This window comes from Bradyrhizobium genomosp. III, from assembly GCF_000261705.1.
Lineage (GTDB): Bacteria > Pseudomonadota > Alphaproteobacteria > Rhizobiales > Xanthobacteraceae > Bradyrhizobium > Bradyrhizobium ottawaense.
Genome location: NZ_AJQF01000077.1, coordinates 1 through 17,466 on the forward strand (window position 1 = coordinate 1; position 17,466 = coordinate 17,466).

General features: G+C 61.0%; 14 protein-coding genes and 2 pseudogenes. 9 read left to right on the top strand and 7 right to left on the bottom strand.

Annotated features, from left to right (window positions below):
• Window positions 1–1,709: pseudogene (locus IC66_RS0107655) on the top strand (M10 family metallopeptidase C-terminal domain-containing protein); the annotation flags it as partial.
• Between the two features lie 121 nt (window positions 1,710–1,830).
• Here IC66_RS0107655 and IC66_RS0107660 read toward each other — a convergent pair.
• Window positions 1,831–2,871 carry an acyltransferase family protein gene (locus IC66_RS0107660; RefSeq protein ID WP_038947235.1) on the bottom strand — a complete coding sequence of 347 codons (1,041 nt, stop codon included), beginning with the start codon at window positions 2,869–2,871 and terminating at the stop codon, window positions 1,831–1,833.
• Window positions 2,872–3,041: 170 nt separating this feature from the next.
• On the opposite strand from IC66_RS0107660, the gene IC66_RS0107665 reads away from it, so the two are divergent.
• Entirely contained in the window at window positions 3,042–4,694 is a 1,653-nt protein-coding gene (locus IC66_RS0107665) for a hypothetical protein (protein ID WP_038947236.1), read from the top strand.
• A 15-nt stretch (window positions 4,695–4,709) separates the two neighbouring features.
• Here IC66_RS0107665 and IC66_RS46130 read toward each other — a convergent pair.
• The 3 genes and pseudogenes from IC66_RS46130 to IC66_RS0107685 form a co-directional block, all read right to left on the bottom strand.
• Window positions 4,710–5,283, bottom strand: a pseudogene (locus IC66_RS46130) (SGNH hydrolase domain-containing protein).
• An 813-nt stretch (window positions 5,284–6,096) separates the two neighbouring features.
• Window positions 6,097–6,645, bottom strand: coding sequence for an acyltransferase family protein (locus tag IC66_RS43225; RefSeq protein WP_157158035.1), 549 nt, complete (start codon window positions 6,643–6,645; stop codon window positions 6,097–6,099).
• 152 nt (window positions 6,646–6,797) lie between these two features.
• Window positions 6,798–8,363: a hypothetical protein gene (locus IC66_RS0107685; protein WP_038947240.1), complete on the bottom strand. Its 1,566-nt coding sequence runs from the start codon at window positions 8,361–8,363 to the stop codon at window positions 6,798–6,800.
• Window positions 8,364–8,551: 188 nt separating this feature from the next.
• Between IC66_RS0107685 and rfbF the strand changes: the two genes are divergently transcribed.
• Together rfbF and rfbG are read left to right on the top strand one after the other, a co-directional pair.
• The gene (gene rfbF, locus IC66_RS0107690; protein WP_038947241.1) at window positions 8,552–9,322 is read left to right on the top strand and encodes a glucose-1-phosphate cytidylyltransferase; all 771 of its coding nucleotides are present in this window, start codon (window positions 8,552–8,554) and stop codon (window positions 9,320–9,322) included.
• Window positions 9,319–10,386: a CDP-glucose 4,6-dehydratase gene (rfbG, locus tag IC66_RS0107695; protein ID WP_038947242.1), complete on the top strand. Its 1,068-nt coding sequence runs from the start codon at window positions 9,319–9,321 to the stop codon at window positions 10,384–10,386. Before rfbF ends, rfbG begins: the two co-directional genes overlap by 4 nt.
• On the opposite strand, the gene IC66_RS0107700 is transcribed toward rfbG, so the two are convergent.
• Together IC66_RS0107700 and IC66_RS0107705 are read right to left on the bottom strand one after the other, a co-directional pair.
• The gene (locus IC66_RS0107700; RefSeq protein WP_038947243.1) at window positions 10,387–11,274 is read right to left on the bottom strand and encodes a phosphotransferase family protein; all 888 of its coding nucleotides are present in this window, start codon (window positions 11,272–11,274) and stop codon (window positions 10,387–10,389) included.
• The gene (locus tag IC66_RS0107705) at window positions 11,264–12,217 is read right to left on the bottom strand and encodes a sulfotransferase family protein (protein ID WP_038947244.1); all 954 of its coding nucleotides are present in this window, start codon (window positions 12,215–12,217) and stop codon (window positions 11,264–11,266) included. The genes IC66_RS0107700 and IC66_RS0107705 overlap by 11 nt, the downstream gene beginning before the upstream one ends.
• 175 nt (window positions 12,218–12,392) lie before the next feature.
• On the opposite strand from IC66_RS0107705, the gene IC66_RS0107710 reads away from it, so the two are divergent.
• The 3 genes from IC66_RS0107710 to IC66_RS0107720 are packed head-to-tail and all read left to right on the top strand — an operon-like array spanning window position 12,393 to window position 15,038.
• On the top strand, window positions 12,393–13,322 hold the full coding sequence (locus IC66_RS0107710; protein WP_038947245.1) for an NAD-dependent epimerase/dehydratase family protein: 930 nt from the start codon (window positions 12,393–12,395) through the stop codon (window positions 13,320–13,322).
• The gene (locus tag IC66_RS0107715) at window positions 13,288–14,118 is read left to right on the top strand and encodes a transketolase (RefSeq protein ID WP_038947247.1); all 831 of its coding nucleotides are present in this window, start codon (window positions 13,288–13,290) and stop codon (window positions 14,116–14,118) included. The genes IC66_RS0107710 and IC66_RS0107715 overlap by 35 nt, the downstream gene beginning before the upstream one ends.
• Entirely contained in the window at window positions 14,115–15,038 is a 924-nt protein-coding gene (locus tag IC66_RS0107720) for a transketolase family protein (RefSeq protein WP_038947248.1), read from the top strand. Before IC66_RS0107715 ends, IC66_RS0107720 begins: the two co-directional genes overlap by 4 nt.
• Before the next feature lie 9 nt (window positions 15,039–15,047).
• On the opposite strand, the gene IC66_RS0107725 is transcribed toward IC66_RS0107720, so the two are convergent.
• Window positions 15,048–16,013, bottom strand: a complete 966-nt coding sequence (locus IC66_RS0107725) for a glycosyltransferase family 2 protein (protein WP_038947250.1) — start codon at window positions 16,011–16,013, stop codon at window positions 15,048–15,050.
• A gap of 210 nt (window positions 16,014–16,223) precedes the next feature.
• Here IC66_RS0107725 and IC66_RS0107730 point away from each other — a divergent pair, with 210 nt between their 5' ends.
• Window positions 16,224–17,114, top strand: coding sequence for an AAC(3) family N-acetyltransferase (locus IC66_RS0107730; protein ID WP_083859271.1), 891 nt, complete (start codon window positions 16,224–16,226; stop codon window positions 17,112–17,114).
• Window positions 17,115–17,208: 94 nt separating this feature from the next.
• Entirely contained in the window at window positions 17,209–17,445 is a 237-nt protein-coding gene (locus IC66_RS0107735) for an acyl carrier protein (RefSeq protein ID WP_038947252.1), read from the top strand.
• Window positions 17,446–17,466: the final 21 nt, after the last annotated feature.

A 17,466-nucleotide genomic window follows, 5' to 3' on the forward strand; every position in this document is an offset into this window, starting at 1 on the left:
CCTCGTCGGTGTTCTCCACCGTGCAGCTCGCCAATCTCGGCAACGGCCATTACGCGTCCGGCAACGTCTACAACGCCTATCTCTACAATGGCGATGTACGCTCCTACATCGACAATGTCACGGGAGGCTCGGGCAACGACACCATCATCGGCAACGCCATCGCCAACGTGCTGAAGGGCGGAGGCGGCAACGACACGATCACCGGCGGTGGTGGCAACGACACCATCGACGGCGGTGCCGGCACCGACACAGTGGTCTATTCGGGCAACAAGGCCAACTACGCCGTTACATACAATTCGTCGACGCAAACCTTCTCCCTTGTCGACCTGCGGTCGGGTTCACCCGATGGTACCGACACCGTCACGAACCTTGAGTATTTCCAGTTTGCCGACGGCACGCTCTCGAGCAGCGCCCTCGCCAATCCCCCTGTATCGATCGAGGCGATAGGCACCACGAGCCTGTTTCAGAGTGGCAGCAACTTCTACATGTCGCCGGTCGGCGGCGGGGTAAAGGTAGATCTGAAATATGGTGGCTCGCTGGTCACGGCGGGTGCGTTCGGAGTCTGGACACCGGTGGGCGCCGAACAGACCGCGAGCGGATTTGACGTCGCATGGAAGTCGCCCGGCTCCAGTCAGTTCATCATCTGGCACACCGACGCCAACGGAAATTATCTGACCAACTCCGGCGTGGTGTCGGGCAACAGCACTACGCTAAAGCAGGCAGAGACCAGCTTGCATCAGGATCTGAACGGAGACGGGACGATTGGCGTGCCGGTCACGACCATTGAAACGTCAGGTGCGACCGGCCTCGTCGAGAACGGCGGTGGTAACTACTACATGAACCCGGTTGCGGGTGGGACGGGACCCGCGCTGAAATACGGTGGAGCACCGGTGGTGGCGGGGCAGTTCGGAGTGTGGACGGCGATCGGCGCCGAGCAGACCGCGAATGGATATCAGATTGCCTGGAAAGCGCCAGGCACGAGTCAGTTCATCATCTGGCAAACCGACAGCAGCGGCGATTATCAAACCGACACGGGAGTTGTGTCAGGTACCAGTGGCACGCTGGTGCAGGCGGAGAGCAGCTTTCATCAGGATCTCAACGGGGATGGGACAGTCGGCCCCGTTGCAGCGACTGCGACGGCCATCGAAAGCTTCGGAAGCACGAGTCTGGTGCAGAGCGGCGCGAATTTCTGCATGAATCCCGTAGGCGGTGGTCCTGGACCAGAGTTGACCTACGTCGGTTCGCCGGTCGTGGCCGGGCAGTTCGGCGTTTGGACGCCGGTTGGCGCAGAGCAGACCGCGAGCGGATTTGACGTGGCGTGGAAGGCGCCTGGCTCTAGCCAGTTCATCATCTGGCACACCGATAGCAGCGGCAATTATCGCAGCGACACTGGTGTGCTCTCGGGCGCCAGCGCAACACTGCAGCAAGCGGAGAGCAGCCTTCATCAGGACTTCAACGGGGACGGGACGATCGGCGTTCATGCCTCGGCGCCGTTGGCTGCGGTTCCGGCTGCAGGCAGTTTCGCTTTCGCGACTGATACTGCCAATACTGCAAGCTTCCACTTCGACACTCCGGACGCGATGCCTGGTCCAAATCCAGACGTCGCCAATGCAGTGTCGCCGGCCGAGCAGCTGCACGATGCAATCGCAACCTTGACGTTGGCCCAGTATCTGGCCGCTCTGCATCTCGATCATCCGCTGCTTGTCTGACGGCGGGCGTCGGGCGATCGCTGCGCGAGCCAGTCGCGCAATGCCGATCGTCGATGCCGAAGGCAATGTCGAACGGGCAAACGGATCCGGGGGTCGTTTCGGCGGAGCGATTGCGGCGACGCTATGCTGATTCTTGCATGTTGATTTTGATTTGAGGTGCTGCGCCACCGTAGAACGTCGTTCGGCGCCAGCGATCGATCCGCTCTTGAACCACGATCTCAAAAATCGCGGCGGTGAGCGCTGAAAGCGACAGCACCAGGATGAACATCCCGACGATTGCCGGTCGCGAAGCTGCGTCGTAGGTGAACCATCCCAACGAAATCAGCACTTCGATAATCAGAACGTGTACCAGATATACGCCGTACGAAATATCACCGAGAAAATTCGAGATCGGCTGGTTGGAGTGCGCGAAGGCAGTTGGCATCGAGATGGCGATCGCCACGATCATTGCTACGTTTGGCAAGATGCCGTCGAGTTCAAAGGCTGCAAAATGGCTAACGCAGAGATAGGCTGAGGTCAACAAGAGCAGGGGAGCTGCAGTTGATTTCGGCCACGTTAGCCCATCGCGGAGCCTGAACAGTACTATCCCGAGGATAAAGTAGCCAAGCTGCGAATAGAAAGGAAAATAGGCGCTCCTCCAGTTCCCAGAGATCACAAAGTATGTTTTGAGGGTGAATGATAGGAAGGCGATCGCGATCAGCTGCCGATTGCGGCATTTCAGAAGTAACGGGGTGAGCAGGTAGAAGGCCAATTCTGCGCTGATAGACCAAGATTGGCGAACCGGAAGCAGGAGATTGGTTCGCTCGTTGATCGCGATCAGATCCTGGCCTAGCAAAGTGATGTTGGCGAGCCAGGGGGCATCGGCTGCGCCAAACGCATTGAAAATGGCAGTCTTGTTCGTGGCCAGGCCGCTGAGCCAGAACAGCCAGGTCAAGGTAAGAACGGTCAGGTAGAAAGGGATCAGCCTGAGGTATCGGCTCAACCAGAAGAGCAGCGCCGAAAACCGCCCCTGATATCTTGGATAGGCGGCCGCCATGTAAAAGCCGCTCACGAAAAAGAAGGCCTCGACCGCGGCCAGGCCGCCGACCGTCTGATATACCCGATGGAATTGGCAGTGGTAAGCGACGACGACAGCTGCCAGTAAGAAGCGTAACCATCCCATCCCGCCGCCATGTCATATTCCAGCCAGATCGTCAAATGGGAGGGCTCGATCGCTGCGGATCGAGGCGGGCCGGGGGACTCGGGGAATATCGATCGTCGGGACCTAAAGAACAAATGCCTATTCATCGAAATCTTGCCCTACTAATCTCGCGGCCTCGTTTTGTCGCAGCCGTGGCGGTGCTGGCTTTTGCGGTCGTTCTGGCCTCAAACCTGATCCTGAAGATGGACAGGGGCTTCGACTTCACCGACGAGGCGTTCTATTTGATGCTGGCCCAGAGGCCAGCGGAATATGACCTGGTCTTAGGACTTTTCAGTTACGCCATTCGTCCCTTGTACCTGCTCGCGGGCGAATCCGTGTCGGCGTTCAACCGCCTCGGTGCCGTTATTCTCGCCGGTCTGGGCGTTTCATTGGGCTGGGCTGTCGTGACGAGATTGAAGCTGTCCTGGCGGGATCCAGATGCGATCCTGATCGCCGGTACGGCCTTGCTGGCTCCGTTCCTCTACTACACGTATTGGCTTCCCACGCCGTCTTACAATTGGCTCGTCCTGGTCGCCGGTTGGATGTTGGCATTGGGATTGGTGCTCTTGGAGTCACTCCCTGTCGTTTCCGCATTCACCGCAGCTTTTGCAATCGCCGTCGCGCTTTTTACCAGGCCTCCCAATGTCATGGCGTACGGCGCGATCTATCTTGTGGGCGTGCTATGCGCGTTCCCCGGCAATCGGGCCAGACTGGTGCAGCTCGGTCATACGATCCTGTTCGGCTTGTGCTTTCTTGTCGTGCTGGCAGCTAGCCTTCCTCTCGGAACGATGCTGAACCAGATCAATGGCTATTTCGTCGTTTTTGGCGGATCCCACCCGAACCCCTTTTCGATGCGCGATCAGCAAACCGAATTTCTTCGTGATGGGTGGGTCTGGTGGGCGAGTGGAGGATTGCTGCTGGTATGCATGTTCGCCCGCTGCTCCGGGCGAACCGTCATCGCGCGATGGGGAGAGCTGATCGCTTTGTTCGCGATAGTCCTGCTCGGATTGTCACTCCTGCGGCGAGCGTTTGATCCGGGCAACTGCCATGTTCTTTCTGTGCTTGGCGGAGGCGGATTCGCGATGCTTTCAATCGCGTGTCGACGGGGCATCAGTCTCAAATGGATTGCGCTTCTTGCCCTGATCGGGCTCATTCCTTGGGCCGCGACGTTGGGAAGCGCCGGGAGGGTGTGCTTTCAGGTCGCTCTCTTTCCGGGCTTGTCATTGATGGTGCTGGTGGTCGCCACGGCTCTGGTGCTTCCACGTTCGTTCGGCTTGACGCTGGCTTGTTTCGTCGGCGTTTATCTCGTGTATAGGGCGACTGCCGCGGGTCTGACATCGCCTTATCGATTGGCGACCCCAATCATGCTGCAAACTCTTCCAACAAGAATCGGCCCGGACTCCACATTGAAGCTTGATGAGCGTACTCGACAGTTCATTCATACGCTGCAGAGCGATGTCGCGAGCCACGGTTTTTGCCTTGGCGACCTTGCCATCGACCTCAGCGGCGAAGTCCCGGGCGCGGTCTTTGCGATTGGCGGCCGTATGCCCGTCTTTCCCTGGATCTTTGCCGGCTATCCGTCATCGCATCGTCTTGCAAGTGAATATCTGAGGATGGTTGGCCCCGAACGTCTTCGGCGCGCGTGGCTGATTTTGGGAACAGGCGGCCATGCCCTGAAGAAGGAGGAGTGGGAAGGCCTGGGGCTCGACTTTGCATCCCGAGCGCTCATCGATAATCTTACCCACCCTGTCGATGGCAGCGTCGTGGAACTATACGCACCTCTCGTTGAGAGGCCGCCATGTTGATACCGCATCACAGGCTCAAAACTTGATTCCCGTATCGACCATCGTGGTCAAGAGCGCTTTTGCGTAAGCGGTTGATCCTTCCTCCGTGAGGTGCGAATGGTCAAAATAGAGAGGGACGCCATCGCCCGTTAGCAGAGGGCAGCCCTTCTCCGAGCAGAACGTCTTGAGCGGAGATAACAGGAAGAACCCCCGGCGCGGCTCCGAAAGCAGCGGACAGAATCGAGTCGGTAGTTTTCATGGTCTCGATGTTGGTGTCTGTCACAGGTGCAATCGGTGGCCTTCCAGCTTCGAGGTGGGCGGCGGCAATGTTGGGAGCGCGGGTATTGAAAGCAGGGCTTTCACTGACGATTGCCACCTTAATGCCCGCCTGCTCAAGCTGATCCACCGTTGTCTTTAGCCATACGGCAATTTCACTGTTCATATGCCATGCTGCGGATAGAATGACCAAGCGAGGCTTCAAACGCAGCAGGAAAGGCAGAATTTCTCTGTTCACATCCCTGCAGTTCGGCCGCTGTTCGATATCGAGATCGGCGATCGGCGGGCACCCCGATGATGCCAACATGCCAAATGGAATAGCCGATTTTTGCATCTCTGCTCGCAGCCCGAAATAGAGATGGGCTGCGTGGCTGTCGCCCCATAGTATCGCACCCGTGCTGATCGATGCGGGTATGCACTTGTCAATTGGATAATCGCTGAATGTTTGTTCCGGATCGAGAAAGCACTCCCGAGCCAGAAATCGCGTTCACGGATTGTAAAAATTAAAACTCAAGACGCGGTTGATTGACGGATCAGCTGACGCGGGCGCATTCAGCTTAGTCAGGGTCCATGCAGGCAAGAGCCCGGCCAGCAACATGGCGGCAGCCGCTTTTGGCAGGCAATATTGTCTAGTCAGAGTTCCGTATCTCAGGGGAGTTTCGATCACCCTGAAGCTGATGGCCGCAAGGACGAACGACGCCGAAGCAGCCGCAAATGCGAAGACGGGATGGGGGAGAGTCGGCTGGGCCAGCGCGCCGAGGACGATCACGGGCCAGTGGATGAGGTAGAGTGAATAGGAGAGCTTGCCGACGTAAGCCAGTGGTTGTCAGGCAAGCAACCGGGATATCCGAGTGGTGCTCGACTGACTGGACCACACGATCATCGCTGCGCCGGCGCAGGGCAAAACGGCCGCGATGCCCGGAAAGCGGAGGTCTTTCGTGAACAAAACCATTGAAAACAGCAAGCACGCGGATCCGAGGATTGCCGTGAGTTCGCATACCAAGCGATTGTTTGAACGGGGGAAAGAGTGTGTGGGCGACCAGAGTGCCGAATAATATCTCGAAGGCCCGACTGATCGGAAGATAGAAGGCCGCATCAGGATGCGACCAAACCAAAACTTGCGACGCAAAAAGAGAAACCAGGCACATCAGGACAAGCGTCGCAAACACCAGCCGCGGCAAATATCGTCCCAGGAGAACTGCGGCAAATATCGTCCCAGGAGAACTATTGTCGGGGGGAACAGCAGGTAAAACTGCTCTTCCACGCCCAGAGACCAAAGGTGAAGCAGCGGAATGGTCTCGGCGGCTGGTGCGAAATATTCGCTCGCCCCATAGAAGTACAGGTTGGCCGCAAACAGGATTGACGCGACTGCCGATTTCGAGAAGTCGCCCATCTCGAATGCATAGAGGTAGCGGTCGGCTACGAACCAGCTGATTGCGATCGTCGCAAGAAGTGCGGGTAGAATGCGCCTGGCACGGCGCTCATAAAAACGAGAGAGTGAGAAGCTTCCCCCGGCCACCTCGGAATATACAATCCGACCGATGAGGTATCCGGAAATAACAAAGAACACGTCGACGCCGGTGAAGCCTCCCGACAGCCCGATTTTGAGGTGGAATGCCATGACGGCCAGGACAGATATCGCTCGCAGGCCGTCAATGTCTGCGCGATATTGTGCTTCGTGTTTGCGTAAAGGCAATGTCGTCTCGTGATGCTCAGTTCGCAACAGGGGGAAGGAACCTTACTTGGGGAGAGCTTCTAATTTGTGCGAAGCGAGACCGGGGACATTCGGCCGCATGCGAACGATCGAGAAACTCGGCACGAATGCTTCCGCGTCGTGCGCTGTTGCATCTAGGGTACAGGCCGCCCGTTGATGGTGGTGATGTTCAACACCTTGCAATTTGGGTCTGCTGCTTCGCGCTCGTCGACGTGAACGAGGATGCAGCCTCGTTCGACGAGCGATGCCCGCGTCTCCGGCGGCAATGGAGTCCCGCCCAGCTTGATCGACAACTTGCTGTAATGTAGCGCATTCGAGGATTGCTCATTCGGGTCGAAGTACACGACCATATCGGGCATTTTTCGCCTCAGGAAGAGGATGAGGGAAAGCTTCGGCTCCCATTCCAGCGCAGGACCGGTCGCGATCAGCACCGGATTCCGGTTCTCCTTGCGGGCTTCATAGAGAAGCCTCGTCGCTTCGCTGACGGTATTGTCCGCATCCGTGTTGAACCGAAGCCACCAGTCCCGGGTCGCGAACGTGTTCGGCGAAAAGAGGCCGTGGTTGGCAAAGAGGACTGCGACAAAGCAGCCAATCGCGGTGGCTCCCGAGAGTAACGCGACTCTGCGGTCGCCGTCCTTTGCAAGCCTGCCGAACACAACGGCTGCGACAATGCCTTGCATCAAAGCCAGCGGATAGCCGTACCGCATGCCGATGGCGTCGTTCTGCCCGCCGTATGTCATCGAGAAGCTAATATAGTAGAGCGTCAATCTGAGGACTTCGACCGAAAGCGCCGCGAGCACGAGTGCAGCAAGTTCGCCCCGGCTCATCTTCAGCCAGCCGGAGCGACGCGCGATCGCAGCGGCCGCCAAAACGAGGATCGGGACAAGGACGAGCCACGCGAGTGCATCCCTGTTGTGATGATGCCGGTAGGACCACAATGGACCCCACGGCGCGACAAGTCCGGTGCCTGCCGTCGCGGTGATACGCAACATGATCGCGAACACGATCGCGCCTGTGACGACCAGGACAGCGCCCGCCGAGACCATTCGCTTGGTACCGCTCAGGAAGCCGGAAACCAACAGCAGCCCACCGATCGCGATCAACATAGGTGAATCAGCTTCTTTCGTCGCTCCGAACAGCAGGGCCGTCGGTATCGCGAGCCAAAGGGCGGATGCTCTTCCAGTTTCGATCCATCGCCAGAGCAGCCAGATGAGAAATGTCCCGACCAGGATACATTCGATTTCTACCGGGCCGAGCCGGGGAAAGATATCGGCCCATGATTTGTGACCGAGATAGAGCGCGGCAAACACCAGCGCGCTTGGAATACCGAAAGTACGAAGGACGAGTGAAAAAAGCAGGGTCGTGGTGCCCAAGTAGAGCAGAAAATTTGCGATGTACCACAGGCGAATGTTGCTTCCCAACAGGTAGGTCTTGATCGATTTGAGGGGATAAAAAGCGGGACGAAATCGCGTGGCCGATCCGCTATTCGCCAGTTCCTGGTATTCGTCGGTGTTCTTCAGATCAGTCCAGATCTCGTGCAGCGTGGCGGTCGGCTGGTCGCCCAGCGGATAGAGGATGTCGTGATCGTCGATGAGCGCCGGCGTCGCGCGGTCGATAAAAGTTCCGAATTGCAGAATGAACAGACCGGCAAGGACAGTCGCAAACAGGAGTACTAGCGTCCGACGGGGCTGTTTTTGCATGACTCGGTCTGTGGCTGGCGATCAGGGGCGGCTTGCGAGTCGGACCATAGCGATGTTGGCCGCCATATGTCGACACCGTCGGGGAAGTGGGACCTTCTGATCGCCCCGCGCCCCAATTGACGGCTTAAAATGCCTGCAGTAACCAGTGCTCAATCGCAAGTATTTTCCCGGATCTCGGCAGGGTTTCTATGAAAGTCGTCATTCTCGCGGGAGGTCTCGGCACCCGCATTGCCGAGGAGACCAGCACGCGGCCGAAGCCGATGGTGGAGATCGGCGGCCGGCCCATCCTGTGGCACATCATGAAGATCTACAGCCATTATGGCTTCCATGATTTCGTGATCTGCCTTGGTTACAAGGGCTTCATGATCAAGGAGTATTTCGCGAACTACTTCCTGCATATGTCCGACGTGACCTTCCACATCGCCGAGAACCGGATGGAAGTGCATCGCGAGACGGCCGAGCCGTGGCGGGTCACGCTCGTCGACACCGGCGAGGACACCCAGACCGGCGGCCGGCTGAAGCGGGTGTTGCCTTATGTCGCGGACGAGCCCTTCTTCGCATTGACCTATGGCGACGGTGTTGCCGACATCGACCTGGCCGCCGAGATCGCGTTCCACAAGGCGCACGGGCGGCGCGCCACCGTTTCGGTGGTGCGGCCGGCCAAGCGGTTCGGCGCGATCGCGATCGATGGCGACCGGGTCGTCAACTTCGAGGAAAAGCCCAATGACGACGGCGGCTGGATCAATGGCGGTTTCTTTCTGTTATCGCCGTCGGTCGGCGAGCTGATCGCAGGCGACAACACGATTTGGGAGCGCGAGCCGATGGAGCAGCTCGTGCGCGGCGACGATCTGCGCGCCTATGTGCATCACGGCTTCTGGCACCCGATGGACTCGCTGCGCGATCGTAACTTCCTCGAGGGTGAGTGGGCCGGCAACCGCGCCAAATGGAGGGTCTGGTGACGGATCCGGCATTCTGGCGCGGTAAGAAGGTCTTTCTCACCGGCCACACGGGCTTCAAGGGCGCGTGGGCGGCGCTGCTGCTGCGCCGCCTCGGAGCCGACGTCTACGGCTATGCGCTGCCGCCGACGCACCAATCTGCGCTGTTCGTCGCGGCGCGCATCGCCGACGACATCAAGCACCGCGTTGCCGATATCCGCGATCTCCGCACCTTGCGCTCCGCAATGGCGGAAGCCGAGCCCGACATCGTCATCCACATGGCGGCGCAAGCGCTGGTGCGTCCCTCCTATGAGGAACCGGTCGAGACCTTTGCGACCAATGTGATGGGCACGGTGCACGTGCTGGAGGCGGCGCGGCCGCTGTCCTCGGTGAAGGTGATCCTGAACGTCACCAGCGACAAATGCTACGAGAACGACGGCGCGGGCACCGCCTTCCGCGAAGGCGACCGGCTCCGCGGCGGCGATCCCTACAGCAACAGCAAGGCCTGCGCCGAGCTCGTGACGCATTCCTATCGCCACAGCTTCTTCAAGGCGCCGGGCGCGGCGCGCGTCGCGACCGCGCGTGCCGGCAACGTGTTCGGCGGCGGCGACTGGGCGCGCGACCGTCTGGTGCCCGATGCGATGCAGGCGTTCCTCGCAGGCGAGCCCTTGCGCATCCGCAATCCCAATTCGGTGCGGCCCTGGCAGCATGCGCTCGACCCGGTGCTGGGCTATCTGACGCTGGTCGAGCGGCTGGCGGGCGACGAGCGCTTCGTCGGCGGCTGGAATTTCGGTCCTGATGCCGCGAGCGAAGTGCCGGTGGGACAGGTGGTCGAGCACCTAATCGCGCAATGGGGCGGGGGCGCGCGCTGGACCGCCGATGCCGGCCCGCATCCGCACGAAGCCGCCTATCTCAGGCTCGATTGCGCCAAGGCGCGCGGCGAACTCGGCTGGACCCCGCGGCTCGATCTGGCGCAGGGGCTGCGGCTGACCGTCGGCTGGTACAAGGCGCTGCGCGAGGGCCGCGACCTGCGCGCATTCTCGCTCGATCAGCTCGACCAGGTCGTCGGCGCCGCGCAGGCGGCGTGATCAGCGCAGCTCGATGATTTCGGCGATGCGTTCCTGCGGCGAGACCGCGTGCTTCAGATACGCGCCTGAGCAGACCGCGAGATACGATTTGAGCAGCACGACGAGCGCGAGGATTGCGCGCTCGATTTCGCCCGGAAGGCCCGTCCGTCCGAACGCCGCCGTTTGCAGGAACGGCCGGTTCTCCATGAAGGTCAGCCAGTACAGATAATCGTAGCCGGCGATGCCGAGAAAGGCGTCTTCCCAGTCGATGACGCGCGACACGTTGCCTTCGAGCATGATGTTCTTCGGCCCGAAATCGCCGTGGCAGACGGTCTGCGGCGGCGACGGCAAACGGTCTTCGAGCCGCGCGATCAGGCGACGGAGCTCGGCTGCGCTTGCGTGGCTGAGCAGGCCGCGCTCGGACAGGGTCTTCAACGCGCGGGCGGCGGAGGCGAGATATTGCTCGAACGCGGGCAGGTCGTCCGGCCGCCAGTCACCGAACCGTTGACTGCATTCGCGTATCGTCGCAATGGCATTTGCGGGCTCGATCGGAGCGGATAGCGGGGTGAGAGCGGGCATGAGCAGGCAGAGTCGGCTCGTTCCGTCCGCGAGCGGAGCCTCGAAACGGCCGAGCACGATGGCCGTGCCATAGAGCCGGACGAGAATATCGGCTTCCCTGGTGAGGCTCCCGCGGGCGTCTGGGCCCGGTAGATGCGTCTTGAGAAACCGCTTCTCGCCGGCGATCACGGCATCGAAGCAGATGCCGAGCGTGCCGCCGAGTGCCGGCGTCACGCTGATATCGCGGCCGGATGATTGCAGATGCTGCAGCAGCGCGGGCTGGATGCGCGCGCGGTCGGCGGCGATGTCGGGGCGGTCGTCGGTTTCGAAGAACGCGATCTTACCCAGCACGATAGAGCGGGCCCAGATAGTCGATCTGGTCGTAGCCGAAATGGCGGGCCAGCGCCGCGGTGCCCTGCGCGATCTGCTTGCGCTCGTCGTCCGAGAGCTCCTCGATGACGGCCTTGTTGTAGTCCTTGGTGCTCTTGAGCACGGTTCCCCAGGGGGCGATGGAGTCCTTGATCTCGACGCCGTTCCAACTCGGATAGAGCATGCTGTCGGCAAACGGCACGCCGATGAAGGCGGCGGCGTCCATCATGAACTTGCGCTTGTCGTCGACGAGGTCCTCGTAACGGAAGATCCGCACGTTCTCGGGATACATTTTGGCGAACATCTCGACCGTCGAGTGATAGATGTTCCAGGTGATCAGGTATTTGGTCAGCGGCTGCGGGAACGGACGGCGCTTGGTGTCGCGATAGGCCGAGAACGGGTTGCGCACGATGTGCAGGATGCGGACGTTGGGAAAGTCGCGCACCATGCGATCGGCATCGATCCCGATGGCGGGCGAGTAGCCGACATGCACCATGCCGGGGCGCGGCTTGGTGTAATAATTCTCCCAGGCCGTGAAGGTCGACCGGAAGAAGGCCTCGATGACCTTGCGACGGGGGATCGGCGCCTCGCCGCACAGCCCGACGAATTCGGCGACGCGCTTCTTCTCGTCCAGCACGCAGTCGGCGTCGCGGAACTTGGAGCCGTTGCGCTTGCGCAGGAAGGTTTTCAGCTCCTCGTCGATCATCTGCTCGTAGAGCTCGGTAGCCGTCAGCCCCTCCGGGAATTCGGGATAGCGGTACTGGACGCGCTCGACCGAGGCGAGGAAGTCGTTGAAGTTGCGGTTGCCGAGCTGCGATTCGAAGGGATAGACCAGCAGGTCGGGATGGCCGTCGAAGTGACGATGGGTGACGTTGCCGCCGTGCTCGAAGCCCGCGGAAACCATGGCCAGCCTGAAATCGCTCATGCATCTACCCCTGTGTCGTCGAACGTCAATTCTGCCCCCCGTTTAGCCGCATGGGCCGGATAATCAAGCTCAGATGGTGCCCGAGAGGCCAGGTCCCCAGCTCCATCAGGGGGATCCCGGGGCAATTCCCGAAGCGGGAGATTGACGGGTCCAGGCGGCTGATCTACCGGGGGCCATGCGGGTTTTTGTCACCGGCGCGAGCGGCTTTCTGGGCTCCTACCTCGTTGCGGACCTCCTGGAACGGGGGCACGACGTGGCCGTTCTGTTGCGTCCGGACAGCGCGAACTGGCGTCTCCGCGAGGCCGCAGAGCGCCTGCACGTGATTCCCGGTGTTCTGGAACAGCCGGACGGGTTGCGCGGGCCGTTCAAGGCCTTTGCGCCGGAGGCGATTGTCCACATGGCCTGGCGCGGCGTTGCGGGCAGCGATCGCAACAGCCCGGTCCAGGCGGCCAATGTGGCCGATACGGTCGGACTCGTCGAACTTGCAGCCGAGGCCGGCGCCAAAATCTTCGTCGGAGCCGGGTCGCAGGCCGAATACGGCCCCTATGATCGCGCGATCAGCGAGGATGATACGCCGCGGCCGACGACGCTTTACGGCATGGCCAAGCTCGCTGCCGGATCGATGGCGATGCGCCTATGCGAGGAGAGGGGTCTTCGGTCAGCCTGGCTGCGGATCTTTTCGACCTATGGGCCGAAGGATGCGGACTACTGGCTGATTCCGAGCATGATCCGGAACCTGCGTTCCGGAGAGCACATGGCACTGACGGCTTGCGAGCAACGCTGGGGATTTTTGCACGCGCGCGACGCGGCGAGCGCCTTCCGGCTTGCGACGACGCATGCGAGCGCGCGCGGCATCTTCAATGTCGGCAGCCCGGAAGCGCCGCCGCTGCGCGAGACGGTGACGCGGTTGCGCAATCTTGTCGATCCCGGTGCCGTGCTGGGCTTCGGCGAGTTGGCGTACCGTCCCGATCAGGTTATGATCCTGGCCGCGGACGTTTCGCGCATGCTCGCATTGGGCTGGAAGCCCGAAGTGGCGTTGGACGATGGACTACGCGAAACGGTAAACTGGCATGACACGACCAACTCTTCCCGTAAATCGTCCTGAACCGAAGGAGTTCGCGCGGCGCATTCGCGCACACGCGCTGCGGATGGTGCACGCCGCGAAAGCTTCCCATATCGGCGGCTGCCTCTCGATGGCAGACATCCTGGCGGTGCTTTATACGCAGGTCCTGCGTCTCGATCCCGCCGAGCCGCATTCCGCGAACCGCGACCGCTTCGTGCTGAGCAAGGGCCACGCCACCGCGATCATGTATGCGACGCTCGCCGAATGCGGCTTCTTCCCGCTGTTCGAGCTCGACACCTATTGCCGCGACGGATCGATCTTCACCGGGCATGTCAGCCACGCCGTTCCGGGGGTCGAGGTCTCGACCGGCTCGCTCGGCCATGGGCTGCCGATCGCGATCGGCATGGCGCTCGCTGCACGTTCCGCCGGTGCCGGCAGTCGCGTGTTCTGCCTGCTCAGCGACGGCGAATGCGACGAGGGTTCGAACTGGGAAGGCATCCTGTTCGCGCCCCATCACAAGCTCGACAATCTCTGCGTCATCGTCGACTTCAACAAGATCCAGAGCTTTGGCTCGGTCGCAGAGGTGCTGAACCTCGACCCGTTCGCAGAGAAGTGGAAGGCGTTCGGCTGGCATGTCGAGGAGATCGACGGCCACGATATCGCCGCGCTTGAGCGCGTGCTGGGCGCCGTGCCTGCCCCGTCGGGGCGGCCGACCGTCGTGATCGCCCACACCGTGAAGGGCAAGGGCGTGAGCTTCATGGAGAACAAGCTCGAGTGGCACTACCGCTCGCCCTCGGATGAGCTGCTGGCGCAGGCGCTGGCGGAGGTCGGCGCATGAGGACGACGTTCATCGAGAGCCTGTCGCAAGCTGCGAGCGAGAACCCCGATATCTGGCTGCTCTGCGGCGATCTCGGCTACTCCGTGTTGGAGCCGTTCGCGGCGAAGTTTCCCGATCGCTATCTCAATGTCGGCGTTGCCGAGCAGAACATGGCGGGCATGGCCGCCGGCATCGCGCTGTCGGGCAAGACCGTCTTCATCTACTCGATCGGCAACTTCCCGACGCTGCGCTGCCTCGAGCAGCTCCGCAATGACGTCTGCTACCACGGTGCCGACGTCAAGGTCGTCGCGGTCGGCGCCGGCTATGCCTATGGCAGCCAAGGCTATACCCACCATGCGCTGGAAGACGCCGGGATCATGTCGATGCTTCCGGGCATCGAGGTGTTCGTGCCCTGCGACCCCATGGAGGTGCGGGCTGCGACGCGTCTGATCGCAGGAAGCGGCAAGCCCTCTTATCTGCGGCTCAGCCGTCAGGGGGAGCCGAACCTCGGCGCCGCCGTGACCGATCTGCGCAAGCCCAGGGTTTTGCGTGAGGGACGGGAGGTCGTTATCCTCGCGTCCGGGCCGATCGCCTCCCGTGCGCTGGAGGCCGCCAGCGAACTCGCCGGGCGCGGCAGGGACGTCGGCGTGGTCAGCGTCTCCTGCCTGAAGCCGCTCGACGAGGCCGCGATCCGCGACGCCGTGCGCGAGGCCTCGCTCATCGTGACGCTGGAAGAGCACATCCTGCGCGGCGGCCTGTTCGGCCTGGTCGCGGGCGCGTTTGCCGGAGACGCGGTCCGGCCGCCGATTACGGGCATGGGCATTCCCGAGCAGGGCGGCAAGACGTCCAGCGCAGGGTCGCGCGAGGCGCTGCTGGATGTCGCCGGCCTTTCAATGCCGGCCATCGTCGCGCGGATCGAGCAGTCGCTGGCGAAGCGCTGAGGGGCTGCCTCACGCACCCGACGAAGGTGGCGGCGGGCCGAAATTGACACGCTCGCGCTCGAACACCACGGGCTTCTCGCGCACCTGTCCGTAGATCGCGAGCACATATTCGCCGATCATGCCCATGAAGAACAGCTGCACGCCGCCGAAAAAGAACATGGCAACGATCAGCGTGAGGATGCCCGGTTCGGCGAGCTTCTGGTAGAGCACGAGGCCGACGATGAAGTTGACGATGGCGTAGGTAATGCTCACGGCCGAGATGACAAAGCCCGCGAGCAGGCCGAAGCGGACCGGCGCCGTGGTGAAGGACACCAGCCCGTTGAGCCCTTGATCGATCAGCGCGCTGGCGCGGTTCTTCGAAAACCCTTTTTTGCGTTCGCGCCAGGTGTAGGGTACGCCGACCATGCGGCCGCCGCACTCGAACGTCATCATGCGCATGAACGGATAGGCGTCGCGAACGTGCCGCATGGCCTCGACGACGCGCCTGTCGACGAGCTGGAAGTCACCGACGCCCGGCGGCACCTTCAACTCGGAGAATCGGGTCAGCACGCGGTAATAGGCGTCCCGCATTCCGCGCATCAGCCGGCCTTCTTCCCGGACCGCGCGGATGCCGTAGACGATCTCGTTGCCGGCTTCCCACAGCTTGACGAATTGGGGCAGCAGTTCCGGCGGGTCCTGAAGGTCGGCCGGCATGAACAGCAGGACGGCGTCGCCCGTGCTCGCCATCACCCCGTTATAGGTATTGCGCAGCGGTCCGAAATTGCGCGCGTTGACGATCACCTTGACCGCCGGATCATGAGCCGCGATTTCGCGCAGGATCTCGACCGTGCGGTCGTCGGAGGCGTTGTCACAGAAGATGTGCTCGCGCTGGTAGCCCTTGAGATCGTTGTCGAAGATCTGCCGGATCGCCTCGTAGCAATCCCCCACGTTCAGCTCTTCGTTGTAACAGGGCGTGATAACGCTGATTGTCTTCACAATCGTCTTCCTCGACGAGCAACGGGCTATGGGCCGGATGGCGAACGTTGCTACCGCAATGCCAGTTGTGAATCAAACCGGCCGGGCCTCGGTTGCAAATCGGCCCGGAAGCCGCCACTTGGGGTGATAATCCGAAATTTCAGGATCCGGTCGACATCGCCGAGGCGGCCTGATAGCTGACGATCTACACCAGGGTCCACGCTGCTAGAGATGTCAGCCTCAGTTCGCCAATTCGTAATTTCCAGCTTGCGGCGGATATTGGGCCGACAGGACCTGCGGTCTTACGTCCGGCTTCGCAGGCTTGCCCTCGAAAAGAGGTTCTTCAAGGATCCGATCTCGGTTCCCGAATTGCGGTCGGCCTTCGAGAGGCTGGGTATCAAGGCTGGCGCCACCGTGTGGGTGCAATCTTCCTGGAACGAATTCTACAATTTTCCCGGCAAACCGTCGTCGGTGATCGATTTGCTGCTCGAACTGATCGGCCCTGATGGAACGCTGGTGATGTCCGCGATTCCTCTCGTTGTCGATGATCGCAGGATTCTGGAAATCCACAGGGAACCCGTGTCCACGGGACTCATCGCGGAGACATTCAGGCGCTACCGCGGCGTCAAGCGCAGCATTCACAACTCGTCCTCCGTCATTGCGTTGGGGCCGCAGGCGGAGTTTCTGGTCAGGGACCACCAGACCACGGAAACGCCGTGGGATCCCGAATCCCCCTATCAGAGACTGATGGAGCTCGATGCCATCTGTGTGGGGCTGGGGGTCGGAAGATTTCTGACGACCTTGACGCCGCTGCACGCCGTCGAGAGCATCCTTCGTCACGAGAGCCCGGATTTCGCAGCGGTTTTTCACGGCACGACCACGTATCGCTGGCGCACCCGCGACGGCCAGGAAGGGACGCACACCTATCTCAACCGAAACGGCGCATTCGACGCGGCTTGGCTCGGCGGCCATTATCCTCGCGATCAGTACATTGAATTTCGCCTGTCGAACTTGTGGATGTGGTCGATTCCGGCCCGCAACGCGATCATGACCGGTGTTTCCCTCGGACGGCGTGGTATCAGCATGTACCGCTTGCCTTTGCACAGGCGCTTTCTTGCGTGATGCTATTGCGTTGAAATTAAAGGAGAAAACTCCGGTTGAAGCGGAGCGGACCGAAGTATATGAAGGCGTTTCTCAACCTCGAAGGGCTTGATCAGTGGATAAGCAGGCAGACGTCATTGGCCGATTGCAGGCAATTTTCCGGGAGGAACTCGATCTCCCGAATTTGCAGATTTCGCCGCAGTCCACCCCTGACGACGTGGACGGATGGGATAGCCTTGCGACAATTCGCATTGTCGCCGCGGTTGAAAGAGAGTTCGATCAAGAGTTCGAGGCTGCGCAGATCGAGAACATTCGCTCGGTGGGCGATTTGATCTCGATGATCGCCGCGTGACGTTAGCCAGTTCTTCTCAGT

Coding starts and splice junctions, on each gene's coding strand:
- IC66_RS0107720 (WP_038947248.1), top strand. CDS start 14,115: ATGAGGACGACGTTCATCGAGAGCCTGTCGCAAGCTGCGAGCGAGAAC.
- IC66_RS0107730 (WP_083859271.1), top strand. CDS start 16,224: ATGTCAGCCTCAGTTCGCCAATTCGTAATTTCCAGCTTGCGGCGGATA.
- IC66_RS0107685 (WP_038947240.1), bottom strand. CDS start 8,363: ATGCAAAAACAGCCCCGTCGGACGCTAGTACTCCTGTTTGCGACTGTC.
- IC66_RS0107715 (WP_038947247.1), top strand. CDS start 13,288: ATGACACGACCAACTCTTCCCGTAAATCGTCCTGAACCGAAGGAGTTC.
- IC66_RS0107705 (WP_038947244.1), bottom strand. CDS start 12,217: ATGAGCGATTTCAGGCTGGCCATGGTTTCCGCGGGCTTCGAGCACGGC.
- rfbF (WP_038947241.1), top strand. CDS start 8,552: ATGAAAGTCGTCATTCTCGCGGGAGGTCTCGGCACCCGCATTGCCGAG.
- IC66_RS0107660 (WP_038947235.1), bottom strand. CDS start 2,871: ATGGGATGGTTACGCTTCTTACTGGCAGCTGTCGTCGTCGCTTACCAC.
- IC66_RS0107710 (WP_038947245.1), top strand. CDS start 12,393: ATGCGGGTTTTTGTCACCGGCGCGAGCGGCTTTCTGGGCTCCTACCTC.